The 17,528-nt window shown below is 65.7% G+C and carries 10 protein-coding genes; all 10 read left to right on the forward strand.

Features of this window, described 5'->3' with window-relative positions; all coding sequences use genetic code 11:
• Positions 1 to 59 precede the first annotated feature (59 nt).
• The 10 genes from ltnD to BBTA_RS13555 all read left to right on the forward strand — a co-directional run bounded on the left by ltnD (position 60) and on the right by BBTA_RS13555 (position 17,304).
• On the forward strand, positions 60 to 974 hold the full coding sequence (gene ltnD, locus BBTA_RS13510; RefSeq protein ID WP_012043045.1) for an L-threonate dehydrogenase: 915 nt from the start codon (positions 60 to 62) through the stop codon (positions 972 to 974).
• Positions 975 to 997: 23 nt separating this feature from the next.
• Entirely contained in the window at positions 998 to 1,780 is a 783-nt protein-coding gene (gene otnI / locus BBTA_RS13515; protein ID WP_041750622.1) for a 2-oxo-tetronate isomerase, read from the forward strand.
• Positions 1,777 to 3,054 (forward strand): 3-oxo-tetronate kinase, encoded by a 1,278-nt coding sequence (gene otnK, locus BBTA_RS13520; protein ID WP_041750623.1) that lies wholly within the window; start codon positions 1,777 to 1,779, stop codon positions 3,052 to 3,054. The genes otnI and otnK overlap by 4 nt, the downstream gene beginning before the upstream one ends.
• Positions 3,055 to 3,285: 231 nt before the next feature.
• On the forward strand, positions 3,286 to 5,313 hold the full coding sequence (locus BBTA_RS13525; RefSeq protein WP_012043048.1) for a methyl-accepting chemotaxis protein: 2,028 nt from the start codon (positions 3,286 to 3,288) through the stop codon (positions 5,311 to 5,313).
• 304 nt (positions 5,314 to 5,617) lie between these two features.
• Positions 5,618 to 7,642 (forward strand): methyl-accepting chemotaxis protein, encoded by a 2,025-nt coding sequence (locus BBTA_RS13530; RefSeq protein ID WP_012043049.1) that lies wholly within the window; start codon positions 5,618 to 5,620, stop codon positions 7,640 to 7,642.
• A gap of 244 nt (positions 7,643 to 7,886) precedes the next feature.
• Entirely contained in the window at positions 7,887 to 9,578 is a 1,692-nt protein-coding gene (locus BBTA_RS13535; RefSeq protein WP_012043050.1) for a methyl-accepting chemotaxis protein, read from the forward strand.
• A 220-nt stretch (positions 9,579 to 9,798) separates the two neighbouring features.
• On the forward strand, positions 9,799 to 11,505 hold the full coding sequence (locus tag BBTA_RS13540; protein ID WP_012043051.1) for a methyl-accepting chemotaxis protein: 1,707 nt from the start codon (positions 9,799 to 9,801) through the stop codon (positions 11,503 to 11,505).
• Between the two features lie 236 nt (positions 11,506 to 11,741).
• Positions 11,742 to 13,448, forward strand: a complete 1,707-nt coding sequence (locus BBTA_RS13545; RefSeq protein ID WP_012043052.1) for a methyl-accepting chemotaxis protein — start codon at positions 11,742 to 11,744, stop codon at positions 13,446 to 13,448.
• A 318-nt stretch (positions 13,449 to 13,766) separates the two neighbouring features.
• Positions 13,767 to 15,395 (forward strand): methyl-accepting chemotaxis protein, encoded by a 1,629-nt coding sequence (locus BBTA_RS13550; protein ID WP_012043053.1) that lies wholly within the window; start codon positions 13,767 to 13,769, stop codon positions 15,393 to 15,395.
• Between the two features lie 265 nt (positions 15,396 to 15,660).
• Complete coding sequence (locus tag BBTA_RS13555) at positions 15,661 to 17,304, forward strand: methyl-accepting chemotaxis protein (protein WP_049795495.1); 1,644 nt, start codon at positions 15,661 to 15,663, stop codon at positions 17,302 to 17,304.
• Positions 17,305 to 17,528 lie beyond the last annotated feature (224 nt).

The following is a 17,528-nucleotide window of genomic DNA, read 5'->3' on the forward strand; positions in this document are numbered from 1 at the left end:
ACCCAGGGACCAGCCGGGTCAACCGGACAGGTTCAGGAAACGCTTCGAGGATTTGCCGCATGCCGCAGCCATCGCAATTGAACGTCGCCGTGATCGGGCTCGGCTCCATGGGATATGGCATGGCGACCTCGCTCAAGCGTGCCGGCTTCGCGGTGACCGGATGCGACGTTTCGGCCGATGCCGTGGCGCGGTTCGTCGCCGATGGCGGCAAGGGCGCGAACAGCCCGGCTGAGGCCGCAGCAGGCGCGGACATCGTCGTCAGCGTCGTCGTCAATGCGGCGCAGACCGAGGCCATTCTGTTCGGCCCCGGCGGCGCGGCCGAGACCATGCCGAAGGACGCCGTGTTCGTCTCCTCCGCGACCATGGACCCGGATGTCGCGCGTCGCCTCGCCAAACAGCTCGAAGCCACCGGCCGGCACTATCTCGATGCGCCGATCTCCGGCGGCGCGCAGCGTGCCGCGCAAGGCGAATTGACCATCCTGGCCTCGGGTAGCCCGGCGGCCTTCGCCAGGGCGCGGCCGGCGCTCGACGCGATGGCCGCCAAGCTCTATGAGCTCGGCGATGCCGCGGGCCAGGGCGCCGCGTTCAAGATGATCAACCAGTTGCTCGCCGGCGTGCACATCGCAGCCGCCAGCGAGGCGATTGCCTTCGCCGCCAAGCAGGGCCTCGACATCCGCAAGGTCTACGAGGTCATCACCGCCTCGGCCGGCAATTCCTGGATGTTCGAGAACCGCATGCCGCACGTGCTCGATGGCGACTACACGCCGCGCAGCGCGGTCGAGATCTTCGTCAAGGACCTCGGCATCATCCAGGACATGGCACGCAACCACCGCTTCCCGGTGCCGGTCTCGGCCGCGGCGCTGCAGATGTTCCTGATGACATCGGCCGCCGGCATGGGCCGCGACGATGATGCCTCGGTGGCGCGGATGTATGCGCAGGTCACCGGCACCAAGCTGCCTGGCCAATCCAACTAACTGCCTTTCAACGAGCTCGCGCCATGCCCCGTTTCGCCGCCAATCTCTCGATGATGTTCACCGAGCATCCATTCCTCGACCGCTTCGCGGCCGCCGCGAAGGCCGGCTTCACCGCCGTCGAATTCCTGTTTCCCTATGATCATCCGGCCGAGGAGGTCGGCAAAAGGCTGCGCGACAACGGCCTGACCCAGGCGCTGTTCAATCTTCCGCCGGGCCATTGGGACGCCGGCGAGAAGGGCTTTGCCGCGCTGCCGGAACGCTTCGACGATCTCAAGGCGAGCCTGGAAACAGCGCTGCCTTATGCCAAGGCGACCGGCGTGAAGCGGCTGCATCTGATGGCCGGCATTGCCGATCGTCATGATGCGAAGGCGGTGGAGGCCTACTACAAGTCCGTGGCCTGGGCTGCCGAGTTCTTCGCACCCAACGGCCTCGACGTCGTGATCGAGCCGATCAATCCACGCAACGTGCCCGGCTATTTCCTCAACGATTTCGGTTTCGCCCGCGATCTCATCCGCGAGCTCAAGATTCCGAACCTGAAGCTGCAATTCGACATCTATCACTGCCAGATCATCCATGGCGACGTCACGATGCGGCTGCGCGAGATGATGGACATCACCGGCCACATCCAGATCGCCAGCATTCCCTCGCGCAACGAGCCGGATGGCGAGGAGCTGAACTATCCGTTCCTGTTCAAAGAGCTCGACCGGCTCGGCTATGCCGGCTTCGTCGGCTGCGAGTACAATCCGCGCAGCCGCACCGAGGACGGGCTTGGATGGTTCGCCCCCTACAAGGGAGTGAAGCCATGAGCCTGAAGCTCGGCTGCATCGCCGACGACTACACTGGCGCCTCCGACCTCGCCAACACCCTGACGCGCGCCGGCCTGCGCACGGTGCAGACCATCGGCGTGCCGGCCTCCGACCTTGCGCTGCCCGAGGTCGATGCCGTCGTGGTCTCGCTCAAGAGCCGCTCGATCGAGGCCTCGCAGGCGGTGGCGCGGTCGCGCGAGGCGGACAGATGGCTGCGTGCACGCGGCGCTGAGCATGTCTTGTTCAAGATCTGCTCGACCTTCGATTCCACCGATGCCGGCAATATCGGCCCGGTGATGGATGCGCTGGCCGGCGATGCCGGCGATCCGATCGTGCTGGTGACGCCGGCTTTCCCGGAGACGAAACGCACCGTCTATCAGGGCAACCTGTTCGTCGGCGCCGTGCCGCTCAATGAGAGCCCACTGAAGGATCACCCGCTCAACCCGATGCACGATGCCAATCTGGTGCGTGTGCTCGGCCGCCAGAGCCGGAGGAGGATCGGCCTGGTCGATCTCGCGACCGTCGTGCACGGGCCGGAGGCGATCGGTCACCGCCTGCAGGAGCTGGCCGGGCAGGATTTTGGCGCGGCGATCATCGATGCGGTGTTCGATGCCGACCTGACCGCCATCGGCGCGGCTGCATTGAAGAGCAAAGTCTCGGTCGGCGCCTCCGGGATCGGGCTCGGCCTGGCGCGTGCCCTCGTTGCGGCCGGGCAGGCGCATTCTCACGGCCTGACCCATCACGATGATGCGCCGGTGGGCGGCATGGCGGCCTGCCTCGCCGGCAGCTGCTCGCAGGCGACGCTGCAGCAGATCGCACAGGCCGAGACGATCATGCCGGTGCTGCATCTCGATGCGGCGGCTCTGGTCGCCGGTCCCGATGAAGCGCAGCGGGCGATGGTCTGGGCGGGTGAGCGGATCGGCCGTGGTCCGGTGCTGATCGCCTCCAGCGCCACGCCGGATCAGGTCAGCGCCCTCCAGGCCAGGCACGGCCGCGAAGCGGCGGGACACGCCATCGAGCAGGCCATGGCCGATCTCGCCGAGGGGCTGATCGAGGCCGGCGTGCGGCGGCTGATTGTCGCCGGGGGCGAGACCTCCGGCGCGGTCGTTGATCGGCTCAGGATTCCCGGCTTCCTGGTGGGTCCGGAGATCGCCGCCGGCGTGCCCGTGCTGCGCGCGATCGGCGCGGAGGCCGGCGACATGCTGCTGGCGCTGAAGTCCGGCAATTTCGGCGGACCGCAGTTCTTTGCCGATGCGCTCGGGCTGATGCGCTAGCCGTTCGGCGACCGCGCGCTGATCCCGATTTCATCATCTGCATCCTTCGTGCGCCGGCCGGCGGCGTGCGAACGCCGGGTTGCCGCCTTAAGCGCCGGAACGCACACAGAAAAAGCAGAAGTTTTTCACGTGTAATGCACGCCGACACCCGTAAATTAACGGTCTCTATGGACCTCACCTCTATACCTTCAGGATGGACCGCGGCGTGATGGTCCTTCTGTGGGTAGGGCAATGAAACTGAATCGGATCGGCTACAAACTCGGGCTCGCCGGCGCCATCGGCGCCACTCTCGCGGTCGGTATGATCGTAAATCAGATGATGGCCGAGAGTGCGGTCAGTGCGGCCAATCAGCGGGCCGAGCGTGCGCGGCGTGTGGTCGAGAGCGTCATGTCCGCCAGCATCAACATGCAGCAGACCCAGCTTGCGGGGCGCTCGGCCCGGCTGGCGCGGGTGCCGGCCGATGCCGAGAAGGCGGCCGCCGAGATCCAGCAGTTCTCCACCGGCATGGTCACGGATATCGATGGGGCGCTGGCCAATGTCAGCACCGCCGAGAACCGCAACCGGCTGACCCGGCTGAAGGAACTGATGAAGAGCTATGCCGCCGGCGCGGTCGAGCTGGCGCAGGCCCAACAGGCGCTGCTGCTGCAGATCGACAAGCGCGGCGCGGTGTCTGCCGAATGGAGCAAGGGACTTCAGGCCATCCTGGGCTCGCCGACCCTGCCGAACCTGGCGTTTCGTGAGCGCGTCGAGCGGCAGCTGCATGCCGCCGATGCCAAGCTGAACTTCATGCGCTCGCAGGCCTGGCGGTTCGGCGTCACCGGCGACGCCGGCGCGATTACCCAGCTGAAACAGACGGTACCGATCCTGAAGAGCTCGCTGACCGACGCCCGCATGCTCGCCGACGATCGCGAGATCCAGGCCGCGATCACCAGGCTCAACGGCATCGCCTCGGACTTCGTCGTCGCCAATGACGAGGTCGTCAAGTTCGAGGGGATCAAGGAGGCGCTGCTGCGCGACCGCACTTTGGTTTATCTCGGCGAGGCGAGCGAGCTGATGACGGCGTCCATCCAGGATGCCCGCGCCCGCAATGCCAGCGCCCGATATGATGCCGACGAGGTGGCGGCGCAGGCGAGCCGCATCACGCAGATCGTCGGGCTGGCGGTGCTGCTCTCGGTGATCTCATCGGTGGTCTTCTCGTTCCTCGGTATCGCGCGGCCGTTGACCCGGCTGAATGCGGCGCTCGGCGAGATGGCGCGCGGGCGGCTCGACATTGTCATCCCCGGCGCCTCGCGCGGCGACGAGATCGGCGATCTCGCCAAGACCGTCACCGTGATCCGCGGCAACGCCGAGGAGCAGGCGCGCGCCGAGGCCGAGGCCAAGAACACGCAGGATGCGATGGCTGAGCGCCAGCGCAAGGCCGACATGCAGCGCCTCGCGCAACAGTTCGAGGCGGCGGTCGGCGAGATCGTGAACACCGTATCGGCCGCATCCGGCCAGCTCGAGCAGTCTGCGACCACGTTGACCCAGGCGGCGACACGCTCGCAAGGCCTGACGACGGCCGTTGCCACGGCCTCCGAAGAAGCGACGACCAACGTGCAGTCGGTCGCCTCGGCGACCGAGCAGATGGCATCGTCGGTGACCGAGATCAGCCGTCAGGTGCAGGAATCTGCGCGGATCGCCAATGAGGCCGTCGGCCAGGCCCGCACCACCACGGGTCGTGTGAGCGAGCTGTCGAAGGCGGCAACCCGCATCGGCGACGTCGTCGAGCTGATCAACACCATTGCCGGCCAGACCAACCTGCTGGCGCTCAACGCCACCATCGAGGCGGCGCGCGCCGGAGAGGCCGGCCGCGGCTTTGCGGTGGTCGCCTCCGAGGTGAAGGCGCTGGCCGAGCAGACCGCCAAGGCGACCGGTGAAATCGGTCAGCAGATCTCGAGCATCCAGGTCGCGACCCAGGAGTCGGTCAGCGCGATCAAGGAGATCTCGGCGACGATCGAGAAGCTGTCGGAGATCTCCTCGACCATCGCGGCGGCGGTGGAAGAGCAGGGCGCGGCGACCCAGGAAATCTCCCGCAATGTGCAGCAGGCCGCCCATGGCACGCAGCAGGTCTCGGCCAACATCGCCGACGTCGAACGCGGCGCCGCAGAGACCGGATCGGCCTCGGCGCAGGTGCTTGCCGCTGCCCAGGCGCTGTCCGGCGACAGCAGCCGTCTGCAGCAGGAGGTCGCAAGCTTCCTCGGCTCGGTGCGGGCGGCGTGATCTGAGATTGCCGCGATCGGCTCAAGCTGGTTTTGATCGTTGAACGAAGGCCGGGGCGGCGACGCCCCGGCCTTCAACTTTTCCGGCCGGGCGGACTGCCTTGCCGAGGCTGTTCCTCCGTAGTCCTACGAAATTTGCGTCAATGTGCCGCGCCGAAACGGCCCTGTCTCCGTAAATCTCCGGTGCTCGCCGTTAATCTTTCCCGTATGCGCCACGGCCAATTTGTAATTCTCAATTTGTACGCATTGGCGCAGCGTCCGCACATGAGCGTGATCTTGCAGCGCCCCACCCGGAAGCTGGAAAGATGAAGTTCAATCGTATCGGCTACAAGCTGGGCCTGGCTGGCTTAGGCGGCATGCTGCTGGCGGTGGCGGCGCTCGTCAATCAACAGATGTCGCAGAGCGCGGTCGAGCAGGCGACCAAAACCTCGGATCGGCAGCTCGCCATCCGCAAGCTCGCGCTGACCGCAGACGCCGATCTGCGCAGCCTGCAATTCGTCAATCGCGGCGTGCGGCTCGCACGCAGCGCGGCCGAGGTCGACAAGCTGCTGGAGGATGAGCACACGGTCGAAGCGCGCATCAAGACGGGGCTGGAAATGGCGCAGACCACGGCGGTTCGTCCGGCCACCAAGGAGCGCTTCGTCAAGATCCTCGCTCTGACAGCCGACTACAAGAAGGGCGCGGAGGAGATCGTCAGGATGCAGAAGGAGCTGCTGGCGACCAACCTGCTACGGGATGCGCAGGCCGCCGATTGGAACAAGCAATTCGATCACCTGATCAAGCTGCCGGCGCTGAAGGCAGCTCCCGACGCCATCGCGATCGAACGCGACTTGCATGAGCTCAACGCAGCAGGCACGGCGATCCGCACCAACGCCTGGCGCTATCTTGCGACCGGCGACGTCAAGTCGAAGGACAGCATGATCGCACGCTCCAAGGATCTGGATCAGAGCTTTGTTCAGCTCTTGGACAAGGTGCCGCCTGCGGGGAAGCCGGACGTCGAAAAGCTGCGAGCGGATCTCAGAGCCTATATCGAGTCGTCAACCAAGGCCGCCTCGCTGGAGGAAGCCAAGACCAAGCTGCTCGCCGAGCGCATGTTGCCTGCGGCCGAGGAGGCCGGCAAGCTGATGGCCGAGGCCGTCCAGGCCGCCGACCAATTCTCTCGCGAGGCCAGGGAGCAGGCGGAGGCCGCGGTCGCGAGCGCCACGAAGGTGAACTTCTTGCTCTCGATGGTTCTGGTGCTCGTGCTCGCCGGCTCGGTTGCGTTCGGCTTCCTCGGCATTTCGCGTCCGATCGTTGCCCTCAACGGCGCGCTCGAGCGCATGGCGTCGGGAGATCTCGACATCCAGATCCCCGGTGCCGATCGCGGCGACGAGGTCGGCGACATGGCCAAGAATGTCGTGGTCATTCGCGAGAATGCCGAGGCCAAGGCGCGCGCCGAGGCCGAGCAGAAGGCACAGGCGGATGCGATCGCCGCCGCCCAGCGCAAGCGCGAGATGCATCAGCTCGCCGACTCGTTCGAGCGTTCGGTCGGCCAGATCATCGAGACCGTGTCGTCAGCCTCGACCGAGCTTGAGGCCTCCGCAGGCTCGCTGACCTCGACGGCTGAACGGTCGCAGCAGATGGCTGTGACCGTGGCGGCCGCGTCCGAGCAGGCCTCGACCAACGTCCAGTCGGTGGCATCCGCCACCGAGGAACTGTCGTCCTCGGTCACCGAGATCAGCCGCCAGGTGCAGGAATCGGCACGTATGGCCGGCGAGGCGGTCGACCAGGCCCGCAAGACCAACGAGCAGGTCAGCGAGCTGTCAAAGGCGGCGGCCCGGATCGGCGACGTCGTCGAGCTCATCAACACCATTGCCGGCCAGACGAACCTCTTGGCGCTCAACGCCACGATCGAGGCGGCGCGCGCCGGCGAGGCCGGCCGAGGCTTCGCCGTCGTCGCCACCGAAGTCAAGGCGCTGGCCGAGCAGACCTCCAAGGCGACCGGCGAGATTGGCCAGCAGATCGCGAGCATTCAGGCGGCGACGCAGGATTCGGTGAACGCGATCCGGACCATTTCCGGCACGATCGAGCGTCTGTCGGAGATTTCCTCGACGATCGCAGCCGCCGTCGAGGAGCAGGGCGCCGCGACCCAGGAGATCTCGCGCAACGTTCAGCAGGCGGCGCAAGGCACGCAGCAGGTCTCGTCCAATGTCACCGAGGTGCAGCGCGGGGCCAGCGAGACGGGCACGGCGTCCTCGCAGGTGTTGTCGGCCGCGCAGACCCTGTCGACCGACAGCAACCGCCTGAAGCTCGAGGTCAGCCGTTTCCTGGACACGGTGCGTGCCGCGTAGTTGAACGCGGCCATCGAAGACAAGTGCATGCAGACCAGGGAAGGCCGTGCCGAAAGCTGCGGAGTTCCTCGGTTTGGGTGGGCGTCTTTCCGGCGTACGAAATCATCTCCGTAACCCTACGGGGCGCGATGTTAACGATGTTCCATCGACGGAACGCGCACAATGCAACTCGATTTTAACCACACGGCGGCTGCGCCCGGCGCTCGTAGTCTCGCAGCGAAGGCGCCGCCTCGAGGGAGTTGCCATGTTCGCCAGCATGTCCATTCGCGCCAAGATCATCTCGGTCGTTGCGCTGCTTCTCATTGTTCTGACCGCAATGGGCCTGCTCGGCATATCGAGCATGCGCATGATGAATGCCAATACGGTTGACATCACCAGCAATTGGCTGCCGAGCGTGCGTGTTCTCGGTGACCTCCGGGCCGCGACCATCACTTACCGGAATGTGGTTCGCGAGCATATGCTGGCTGAGACGCTCGATGAGAAGCTGGCCCAGGAGAAGACGGCGGCCACGGTGCTCGACACCATCAACACCGCGGCCAAGTCCTATGAGACGATGATTGCCTTGCCGGAGGAGCGAACGATCTATCAACAATGGAAGGGCGTCTGGGACAAGTACCTTGCCGGCAGTCAGCAGGTGATGGAGCTGTCGCGCAAGGCGGCGGGGCAGGTGCCGCACGAGGCGCATGTGCTGAACCAGAATACGGTCAACAAGATCGGCCTCGAAGCTGACGAGGTGTTGCGCAAGAGCATCGAGTTGAACAATGGCGGCGCCGATAGGGCGTCCGCCGACGCGGCTTCGACCTATTCGACATCCTTTGCGATGCTCGGCGCTATCAATCTCGTGATGCTGATCGTCGGCGTGCTTGTCAGCTTCCTGATGGTGCGAAGCGTATCGCAGGGCATCGTTTCGATCGTGAAGCCGATGCAGGCTCTTGGCGAGGGCGACCTCTCGGTCGAGATCCCACACCGCGGCGAGAGCACCGAGATGGGGGCGATGGCCAATGCGCTGCAGATCTTCAAGGACGCGCTGATCGCCAAGAAGGCGGCGGACGAGGCGGCGGCCAAGGACGCCGACGCCAAGATCGAGCGCGGCCGCCGGGTCGATGCGGTGACCCGTCAGTTCGAGGCCGTGATCGGCGACATCGTCAACACGGTGTTCTCGGCCTCCAGCCAGCTCGAAGCCTCGGCCGGCACCTTGACCTCGACCGCCGACCGTTCGCAGCGGCTGGCCACGACCGTGGCCTCGGCATCGGAAGAAGCGTCGACCAACGTGCAGTCGGTGGCTTCGGCGACCGAGGAACTGTCGTCGTCGGTGACCGAGATCAGCCGCCAGGTGCAGGAGTCGGCGCGGATGGCCAGCGAGGCGGTCACGCAAGCGCGCACCACCAATGATCAGGTCGGCGAACTATCGAAGGCCGCCGCCCGCATCGGTGACGTCGTCGAACTGATCAACACCATCGCCGGGCAGACCAACCTGCTCGCGCTCAATGCCACCATCGAGGCGGCCCGCGCCGGCGAAGCCGGCAAGGGATTCGCCGTGGTCGCCACCGAGGTCAAGGCGCTCGCCGAGCAGACGTCGAAGGCGACCGGCGAAATCGGGCAGCAGATTTCCGGCATCCAGGCGGCGACACAGGAGTCGGTGAACGCGATCCGCACCATCTCGGCAACGATCGAACGTCTCTCCGAGATCGCCTCGGCGATCGCGGCCGCTGTCGAGGAGCAGGGCGCCGCAACGCAGGAAATCTCGCGCAACGTGCAACAGGCCGCGCACGGCACCCAGCAGGTCTCGGCCAATATCGCCGATGTGCAGCGCGGCGCCAGCGAAACCGGATCGGCGTCGGCCCAGGTTCTGTCAGCGGCAAAATCATTGTCGACCGACAGCAACCGGCTGAAGACCGAGGTGAGCCGCTTCCTGGAGACGGTGCGTGCGGCTTGAGCGCGACATATCTGCCATGGCGGATGACCCGCTCACGCGAGCAGCGTGTCACCCGCAACTATGCGGCCGAAATTCTACGGAGTAGAAAATTAACGGAATCTCGGTGTGCTCAGCAGCAGACTTAGCGCGCTTTTCACGCTGCCAATGATGTCGGACAGGGGGTTGGCGGGGCGACCACAGCTTCCGCCTGTCCATCATCTGGCGCCAGACGAGGTCACCGATGTCGCTGCTGTCCCGCTTTCGTGTGCTCACCAAGATTCTTGCGATCGTCATCCTGATGGCCGGCGTGGCCGGTACGATCAGCTGGTTCGCCATCGACGCGCTGGCCACCGTGGCCGAAGGCGCCGCCCTGATGAAGTCCGCCGCCAACCGCGCTCTCTTGGCGGCACGCGCCAATCAGAACGTGATTGCGCTCAACCGCGCCGAGTTCCGCGCCGCGCTCGATCCGCGTAACGAGAATCGCGAGGCGGCGCTGAAGGTGGTCGAGGAGCAGCGCAAGCAATTCGCCGAGCGCCTGGAGGAGGTCGCCAAGACCAAGGATGATCAGGCGCGCGCCATGATCCCCGATGTCCGGTCGCTCTACGACGAGTACGTCAAGGGCATGGAGGAGACGTTCCGCGTCATCACCGCCGCCAAGGACATGCAGATCAGCGAGCAGGCTGAGAAGATGCGCGATGCCGCGCTGAAGAGCCGCGCCAATTCCGAGAAGCTCCAGTTCAAGATCCGCGATGTCGCCGACCGCTTGAATGCGCGGGTCGAGAATCTGGCCAAGGCCGCGGATGAGCAATATCAGCAGACCTCGCGCATGCTGATGACGGTGGCCGCGATCGGCATCGTCATCGGCCTGTCGCTCGGCTTCGTCATCGGCCAGTTCGGTATTGCCAAGCCGATGCGGGCGCTGGTCGCGGTGCTGCAGCGGATGGCCAAGGGCGAGGAGGTCGCGATCTCGGGCGAAGGCCGCGGTGACGAGATCGGCGAGACCGCCCAGGCCGTCAACCAGATCAAGATCATGCTGGCCGAGAAGGCGCAGCAGGAGGCCGAGGCCAAGATCGCGATGGACAAGCTGATCGCGGAGAAGCGCCGCGCCGAGATGCACCAGATGGCCAATGGCTTCGAGCAGGCGGTCGGTCAGATCGTCGAGACGGTGTCGCATGCGTCGACCGAGCTCGAAGCTTCGGCCTCGTCGCTGAGTTCGACCGCCGCACGGTCGCAGACGCTCGCCACCACTGTGGCGGCCGCCTCCGAGGAGGCCTCGACCAATGTGCAGTCGGTGGCGTCGGCGACCGAGGAAATGTCGTCCTCGGTCACCGAGATCAGCCGCCAGGTGCAGGAATCCGCGCGCATGGCCAGTGACGCCGTCGAGCAGGCGCGCCGCACCAATGAGCGGGTCGGCGAGCTGTCCAAGGCTGCAACCCGCATCGGCGATGTCGTCGAGCTGATCAACACCATTGCCGGCCAGACCAATTTGCTGGCGCTCAACGCCACGATCGAGGCGGCGCGCGCCGGTGAGGCGGGCCGCGGCTTTGCGGTGGTCGCCTCGGAGGTCAAGGCGCTGGCCGAGCAGACCGCCAAGGCCACCGGTGAGATCGGCCAGCAGATCGGCAGCATCCAGGCCGCGACGCAGGAGTCGGTGGGCGCGATCCGGGAGATTTCCGGCACGATCGAGAGGCTGTCGGAGATCTCCTCGGCCATCGCCGCCGCGGTGGAAGAGCAGGGCGCCGCGACGCAGGAGATCTCGCGCAACATCCAGCAGGCGGCGATCGGCACCCAGCAGGTCTCGGCGAACATCGCCGAGGTCAAGCGCGGTGCCGGCGAGACCGGCTCGGCCTCGTCCCAGGTGCTCTCGGCGGCGCAGATGTTGTCTGGCGACAGCAACCGGCTGAAGCTCGAGGTCGATCGCTTCCTGAACACGGTCCGCGCCGCCTGAGCGCGACGCTCATCCCCGCCGTTCGTCGACAGACAGGCGTGGCCACAAGGCCGCGTCCTGTTCGTTTCGCCCTCATCTCCGTAGTTCACGGGAGAGCAAATTAACAAAATCGCGGATGTCGAGTTTGTAGGATGGTCTCGTTCCACATCGCCGATGATGCGGGAGAGACACTGCCGCCGCCTGTCATGGCAGGTCCTCGTCTGCCCATCCGGCACCAGACGAGGTTCATCATAATAATGTCATTTCTTTCGCACTTTCGTGTACTGACCAAAATCCTTGCCATCGTCATGCTGATGGCGGCCGTGGCGGTCACGATCAGCTGGTTTGCCATCGCCGCGCTGGAGACGCTGGCCCAGGATGGGAGCAAGATGGCGGCAGCCGCCAACCGTGCCCTGCACGCGGCGCGGGCGAATCAGAACGTCCTTGCGCTCAGCCGTGCCGAGTTCCGTGCCGCGTTGGATCCTCATGCGGAGAACCGCGATGCAGCGTTGAAGGTGGTGCAGGAGCAGCGCAAGCTTTTTGCAGAGCACATGGCAGAGGTCTCAAAGACCAATGACGATCAGGCGCGGGCGATGATTCCAGAGATCCGCAGCGCTTACGCCGAGTATGAGAAGGAGGCGGACGAGACGTTTCGGGTGATCGGCACTGCCAAGGATATGCAGATCAGCGAGCAAACCGTCCGGATGCGTGACGCTGCGATGAAGAGCCGGGGGGCGGCCGAGAAGCTCCAGGCCAAGGTCAAGGACGTGGCCGACCGGCTGAACGTCCGCGTCGAAAATCTGGCTGGGGAGGCGGAAGTACAATACGAGCAGACCTCCCGCACGCTGATGATCATCGCTGGCGTCGGCACCGTACTCGGCCTGTCGCTCGGCTTTGTGATCGGGCAGTTCGGCATTGCCAAGCCGATGCGGGCGCTGGTCGCAGTGCTGCAGCGGATGGCCAAGGGCGAGGACGTCGCGATCTCGGGCGAAGGTCGCGGTGACGAGATCGGCGAGACCGCCCAGGCCGTCAACGAGATCAAGATCATGCTGGCCGAGAAGGCCCGCCAGGAGGCGGAGGCCAAGGTCGCCATGGACAAGATGATGGCGGAGAAGCGCCGTGCCGACATGCACCAGATGGCCGACAATTTCGAGCAGGCCGTGGGGCAGATCGTCGAGACCGTGTCCCATGCCTCGACCGAGCTCGAAGCCTCGGCCACCTCGTTGAGCTCGACGGCCGCGCGCTCGCAGACGCTGGCCACCACCGTGGCGTCCGCCTCGCACGAGGCCTCGACCAATGTGCAGTCGGTGGCGTCGGCGACTGAGGAAATGTCGTCCTCGGTCAACGAGATCAGCCGCCAGGTGCAGGAATCCGCCCGCATGGCCAGCGATGCCGTCGACCAGGCGCGCCGGACCAATGAGCGTGTCGGCGAGTTGTCCAAGGCCGCGACCCGGATCGGCGACGTCGTCGAACTGATCAACACCATTGCGGGCCAGACCAATTTGCTGGCGCTCAACGCCACCATCGAGGCGGCGCGCGCCGGTGAGGCCGGCCGCGGCTTTGCGGTGGTCGCCTCCGAGGTCAAGGCGCTGGCCGAGCAGACCGCCAAGGCCACCGGCGAGATCGGCCAGCAGATCAGCAGCATCCAGGCCGCGACGCAGGAGTCGGTGGGCGCGATCCGCGAGATTTCCGGCACGATCGAGAAGCTGTCGGAAATCTCCTCGACCATCGCCGCCGCGGTGGAGGAGCAGGGCGCCGCGACCCAGGAGATCTCGCGCAACATCCAGCAGGCGGCGATCGGCACGCAGCAGGTCTCGGCCAATATCTCCGAGGTGCAACGTGGCGCCGGCGAGACCGGATCGGCCTCGTCCCAGGTGCTGTCGGCAGCGCAGATGCTGTCCGGTGACAGCAACCGGCTGAAGGTCGAGGTCGACCGCTTCCTGAGCACGGTCCGCGCCGCCTGAGCGCGGCGGTCAAGTCGAGTTTGCTTCGTCGACGAACAAGGCGCGGCCGCAAGGCCGCGCCTTGCGCGTGAGGCACGCGCCCAGGACACGCCGCGGCCAGTCCGCATCGCAGCGTCAGTTCCGTCGCGTGGGAACTACGGCCCCAAATATTAAGAAGAGTTTCAATTCCTTCTGGCGAATTGTTCGCAGTTTCCCAGTCCGTCCGTCCGCCGCCTGTCCAGCTGCAGCCGGCACAGCTCCCACAGAGAACAAACGATGCTCACCTTCTTGATGAACATGAAGACGTCGCGCAAGATTGGCGCTGCCTTCCTGATGACGATGGTCGTGTCCATCATCGCCAGCGTGATCACATGGCAGAACCTCACCACGCTGGCGCAGAACAATTCCTGGACGGTGCATACCTATCAAGTGATGGAGCAGGCCAAGGCGCTGGTCTCCGCGATGGTCGATGCCGAAACCGGCGTGCGCGGCTTCCTGGTCGGCGGCACCGACAACTTCCTCGAGCCCTACAAGAATTCTGATGCCGCCTTCAAGAAGGCACTGACGGAGGTGAAGCAGCTGACCTCCGACAATCCGGCTCAGCAACGCCGCTTCGAGCAGATCGAGAAGGCCGCGACCGGCTGGCGCCAGGACGTGGCGGAGAAAGAGATCGCGCTGATGCGCAATCCGCAGACCGTACAGGAGGCGCGCAACCTCGAAGCCTCCGGCGCCGGCAAGAAGTACATGGATGGTCTTCGCGCGCTGGTGAAGGAAGCGGTCGACGTCGAAGCGGCGTTGCTGCAGACGCGTGCGGACGCGGCCGACGCCGCTCTGGCGTCGTCGAAGACGGCGATCGTGACCGGCGGCACCGTCATGGCAGTGATCGCGGTGATCGCGCTGCTGGTGCTGAATTCCGCCGTGACCCGCGGCATCACCAGCATGACCGCCGCCATGGGGCGGCTGGCCAACAATGATCTCAGCGTGACGATTCCCTATGCCGATCGCCGTGACGAGGTCGGCGAGATGGCCAAGGCCGTGCAGATCTTCAAGGACAATGCCATCCGCGTCCAGGCGCTCGAGGCCGAGCAGAAGGAGACGGAGCGCCGGCAGGCCGAGCAGCGCCGCCGGGAGATGATGGACCTCGCCGGCCGCTTCGAGCAGACCGTCGGTGACATTGTGAACGCCGTGTCCACCGCGTCAGGCCGGCTGGAGACCTCGGCCAACTCGCTGAGCCGCTCCGCCGAACGTGCGCAGCAGGTGACGACGACCGTGGCATCGGCGTCCGAACTGGCCTCCACCAACGTGCAGTCGGTGGCGTCGGCCACCGAGGAACTGTCGTCGTCGGTGACCGAGATCAGCCGCCAGGTGCAGGAATCGGCCCGGATGGCGGGCGAGGCCGTCAACCAGGCCCGCCGCACCAACGAGCAGGTGAGCGAGCTCTCCAAGGCGGCCGCGCGCATCGGCGACGTCGTCGAACTGATCAACACGATCGCCGGCCAGACCAACCTTCTGGCGCTCAACGCCACGATCGAGGCGGCGCGCGCCGGGGAAGCGGGCCGTGGCTTCGCCGTGGTCGCCACCGAAGTGAAGGCGCTTGCCGAGCAGACCTCGAAGGCGACCGGCGAGATCGGTCAGCAGATTTCCGGCATCCAGAGCGCGACCCAGGAATCGGTTGGCGCCATCAAGGAAATTTCGGCGACCATCGAGCGGCTTTCGGAGATCGCGTCGACCATTGCCGCCGCGGTCGAGGAGCAGGGCGCCGCCACCCAGGAGATTTCCCGCAACGTCCAGCACGCTTCCCAGGGCACGAAAGATGTCTCGACCAACATCGTCGAGGTCCAGCGCGGCGCCAATGAAACCGGCTCCGCCTCCTCCGAGGTGTTGTCTGCGGCCCAGGCGCTGTCGTCCGACAGCAACCGTCTCAAGGCCGAAGTGAGCCGCTTCCTCAATACCGTCCGCGCCGCCTGATTGCGGCGTTCGACCGGCGAACTCGTCCTGGGCGTGGCCGCTGGCCACGCCCTTTCGCTTGGCGCGGGAGCAACGCAAAGGAGCGCCATCGTGAGATGCATGAGCGCCATGCAATCCGCGAAACTACGGGCGCGGCGGCTTAAACTTTATCCTATGTTAAACTGATCAGGCGAATTTTAACTCTCTACAACTTTTGGAATGAGAGACATTCGCCGTGCTCAGCAATTTTCGCATCGTTTTCAAGATCGGCCTGATCGCCCTGATCATGGGCGTCATCATGATCGGCCTGGTCAGCCATATGTCGAGCCAGATGTCCGGTATCGACTTGGCCTATACCGATGTCGTGAAGCGGATCGACAGTTCCACGGTGCTGCTGGCGCGGACCGGGCGCCGGGCCGAGACCTATCGCGCCTCGGCCTTCGAGCTCCTCGCCGAAACCACCGAGGCGGGCAATGCGCGCCTGCTCAAGGCGGCACAGGATGCCGCGGCCCAGGTGCGGAACGGTCTCGACAAGATCCGGACGGATCTGCCGGAAAAGGCCGATCAGATCGGCAGGATCGCCGATCGCTTCAAGACGGCTTTCGCCGCCTGCGAGCCGGGCATCCAGGCCGCGAGCGCCGCGATGACCCCGGAGCAGAACGTCAAAGCGGGGCAGAAGTTGAACGACGAATGCCGGGATGTCCTCAATTCCGCGGTGAGCGTCCTGCTCGCGGCGGTGAACGATGTCGTCGCGTTCTCGGAGGCCAAGGCGAGGGAGCAGCATGAGGCGACCGTCAACGGCACGCGCGACACGCTGATCATGGCGGTGCTGGCCACCCTTGTTGCCATCGGCGGCGCGCTCGCCACCGGCGTGTTCGGCATTGCGCGGCCGATGCGGGCGCTCGTCCTGGTGCTGCAGGGCATGGCGCGCGGCGAAGCGCCGGCGATGGTCGGTCTCGACCGCAAGGACGAGATCGGCGACACCGCGCGGGCGGTGGAAGGCGTCAGCCAGATGCTGGCCGAGAAGGCGCGCCATGAGGCGGAGGCCAAGATCGCACAGGACCAGATCGCCGCCGAGCAGCGCCGGGCCGAGATGCAGACACTCGCCGATGGCTTCGAGGCCGCGGTGGGGCAGATCATCGAGGTGGTGTCGTCAGCCTCCACCGAGCTCGAAGCGTCCGCCACGTCGCTGTCGTCGAGCGCGGACCGCGCCAGCCGGCTCGCCACCACCGTGTCGGCGGCCTCGGAGGAAGCCTCGACCAACGTCCAGTCCGTCGCCTCGGCGACCGAGGAGTTGTCCTCATCGGTCAACGAGATCAGCCGCCAGGTGCAGCAATCGGCACGCATGGCGGTCGAGGCTGTCGGCCAGGCGCGCTCGACGACCGATCGCGTCGGCGAGTTGTCCAAGGCCGCCACCCGCATTGGCGACGTGGTCGAACTGATCAATACCATTGCCGGCCAGACCAACCTGCTGGCGCTCAACGCCACGATCGAGGCGGCGCGTGCCGGCGAGGCGGGCCGTGGCTTCGCCGTGGTCGCCTCCGAGGTGAAGGCGCTGGCCGAGCAGACCGCCAAGGCCACTGGCGAGATCGGCCAGCAGATCGGCAGCATTCAGAGCGCGACCCACGACTCGGTGACGGCGATCAGGGAGATCTCGGTCACGATCGAGAAGCTGTCGGAGATCTCGTCGACGATCGCGGCTGCCGTCGAGGAGCAGGGCGCGGCCACTCAGGAGATCGCCCGCAACGTGCAGCAGGCCGCCGCGGGCACCGAAGAGGTCTCGGCCAATGTCGGCAATGTGCAGCAGGGCGCGACCGAGACGGGCAGCGCGTCATCGCAGGTGCTTTCCGCCGCCAAATCGCTCGCAGCGAACAGCAACCGCCTGAAGCTCGAAGTGTCACGTTTCCTGCAAACCGTGCGCGCCGCCTGATCGGAGACCCCAAGCGCTGGGAGGCGTGGTGATCAGCTACGCCTTCTTGCATTGCGGCCGCGTTCTCGTCGGCTAGAGATCTCGCTTAGTCGGAAAAGAGCTGATCCCGCGCGGCGGCCCGCTGGATCCGTAGGATTACGGTGAATTCAGTATCCTTTAACCAACGTTAATAGGGCGCGCACAATCGTCCCTTCACGCAGCTTTTCATACGCAACAGAGAGACG

The organism is Bradyrhizobium sp. BTAi1 (genome assembly GCF_000015165.1).
In the GTDB taxonomy this organism is placed as follows: Bacteria; Pseudomonadota; Alphaproteobacteria; order Rhizobiales; family Xanthobacteraceae; genus Bradyrhizobium; species Bradyrhizobium denitrificans.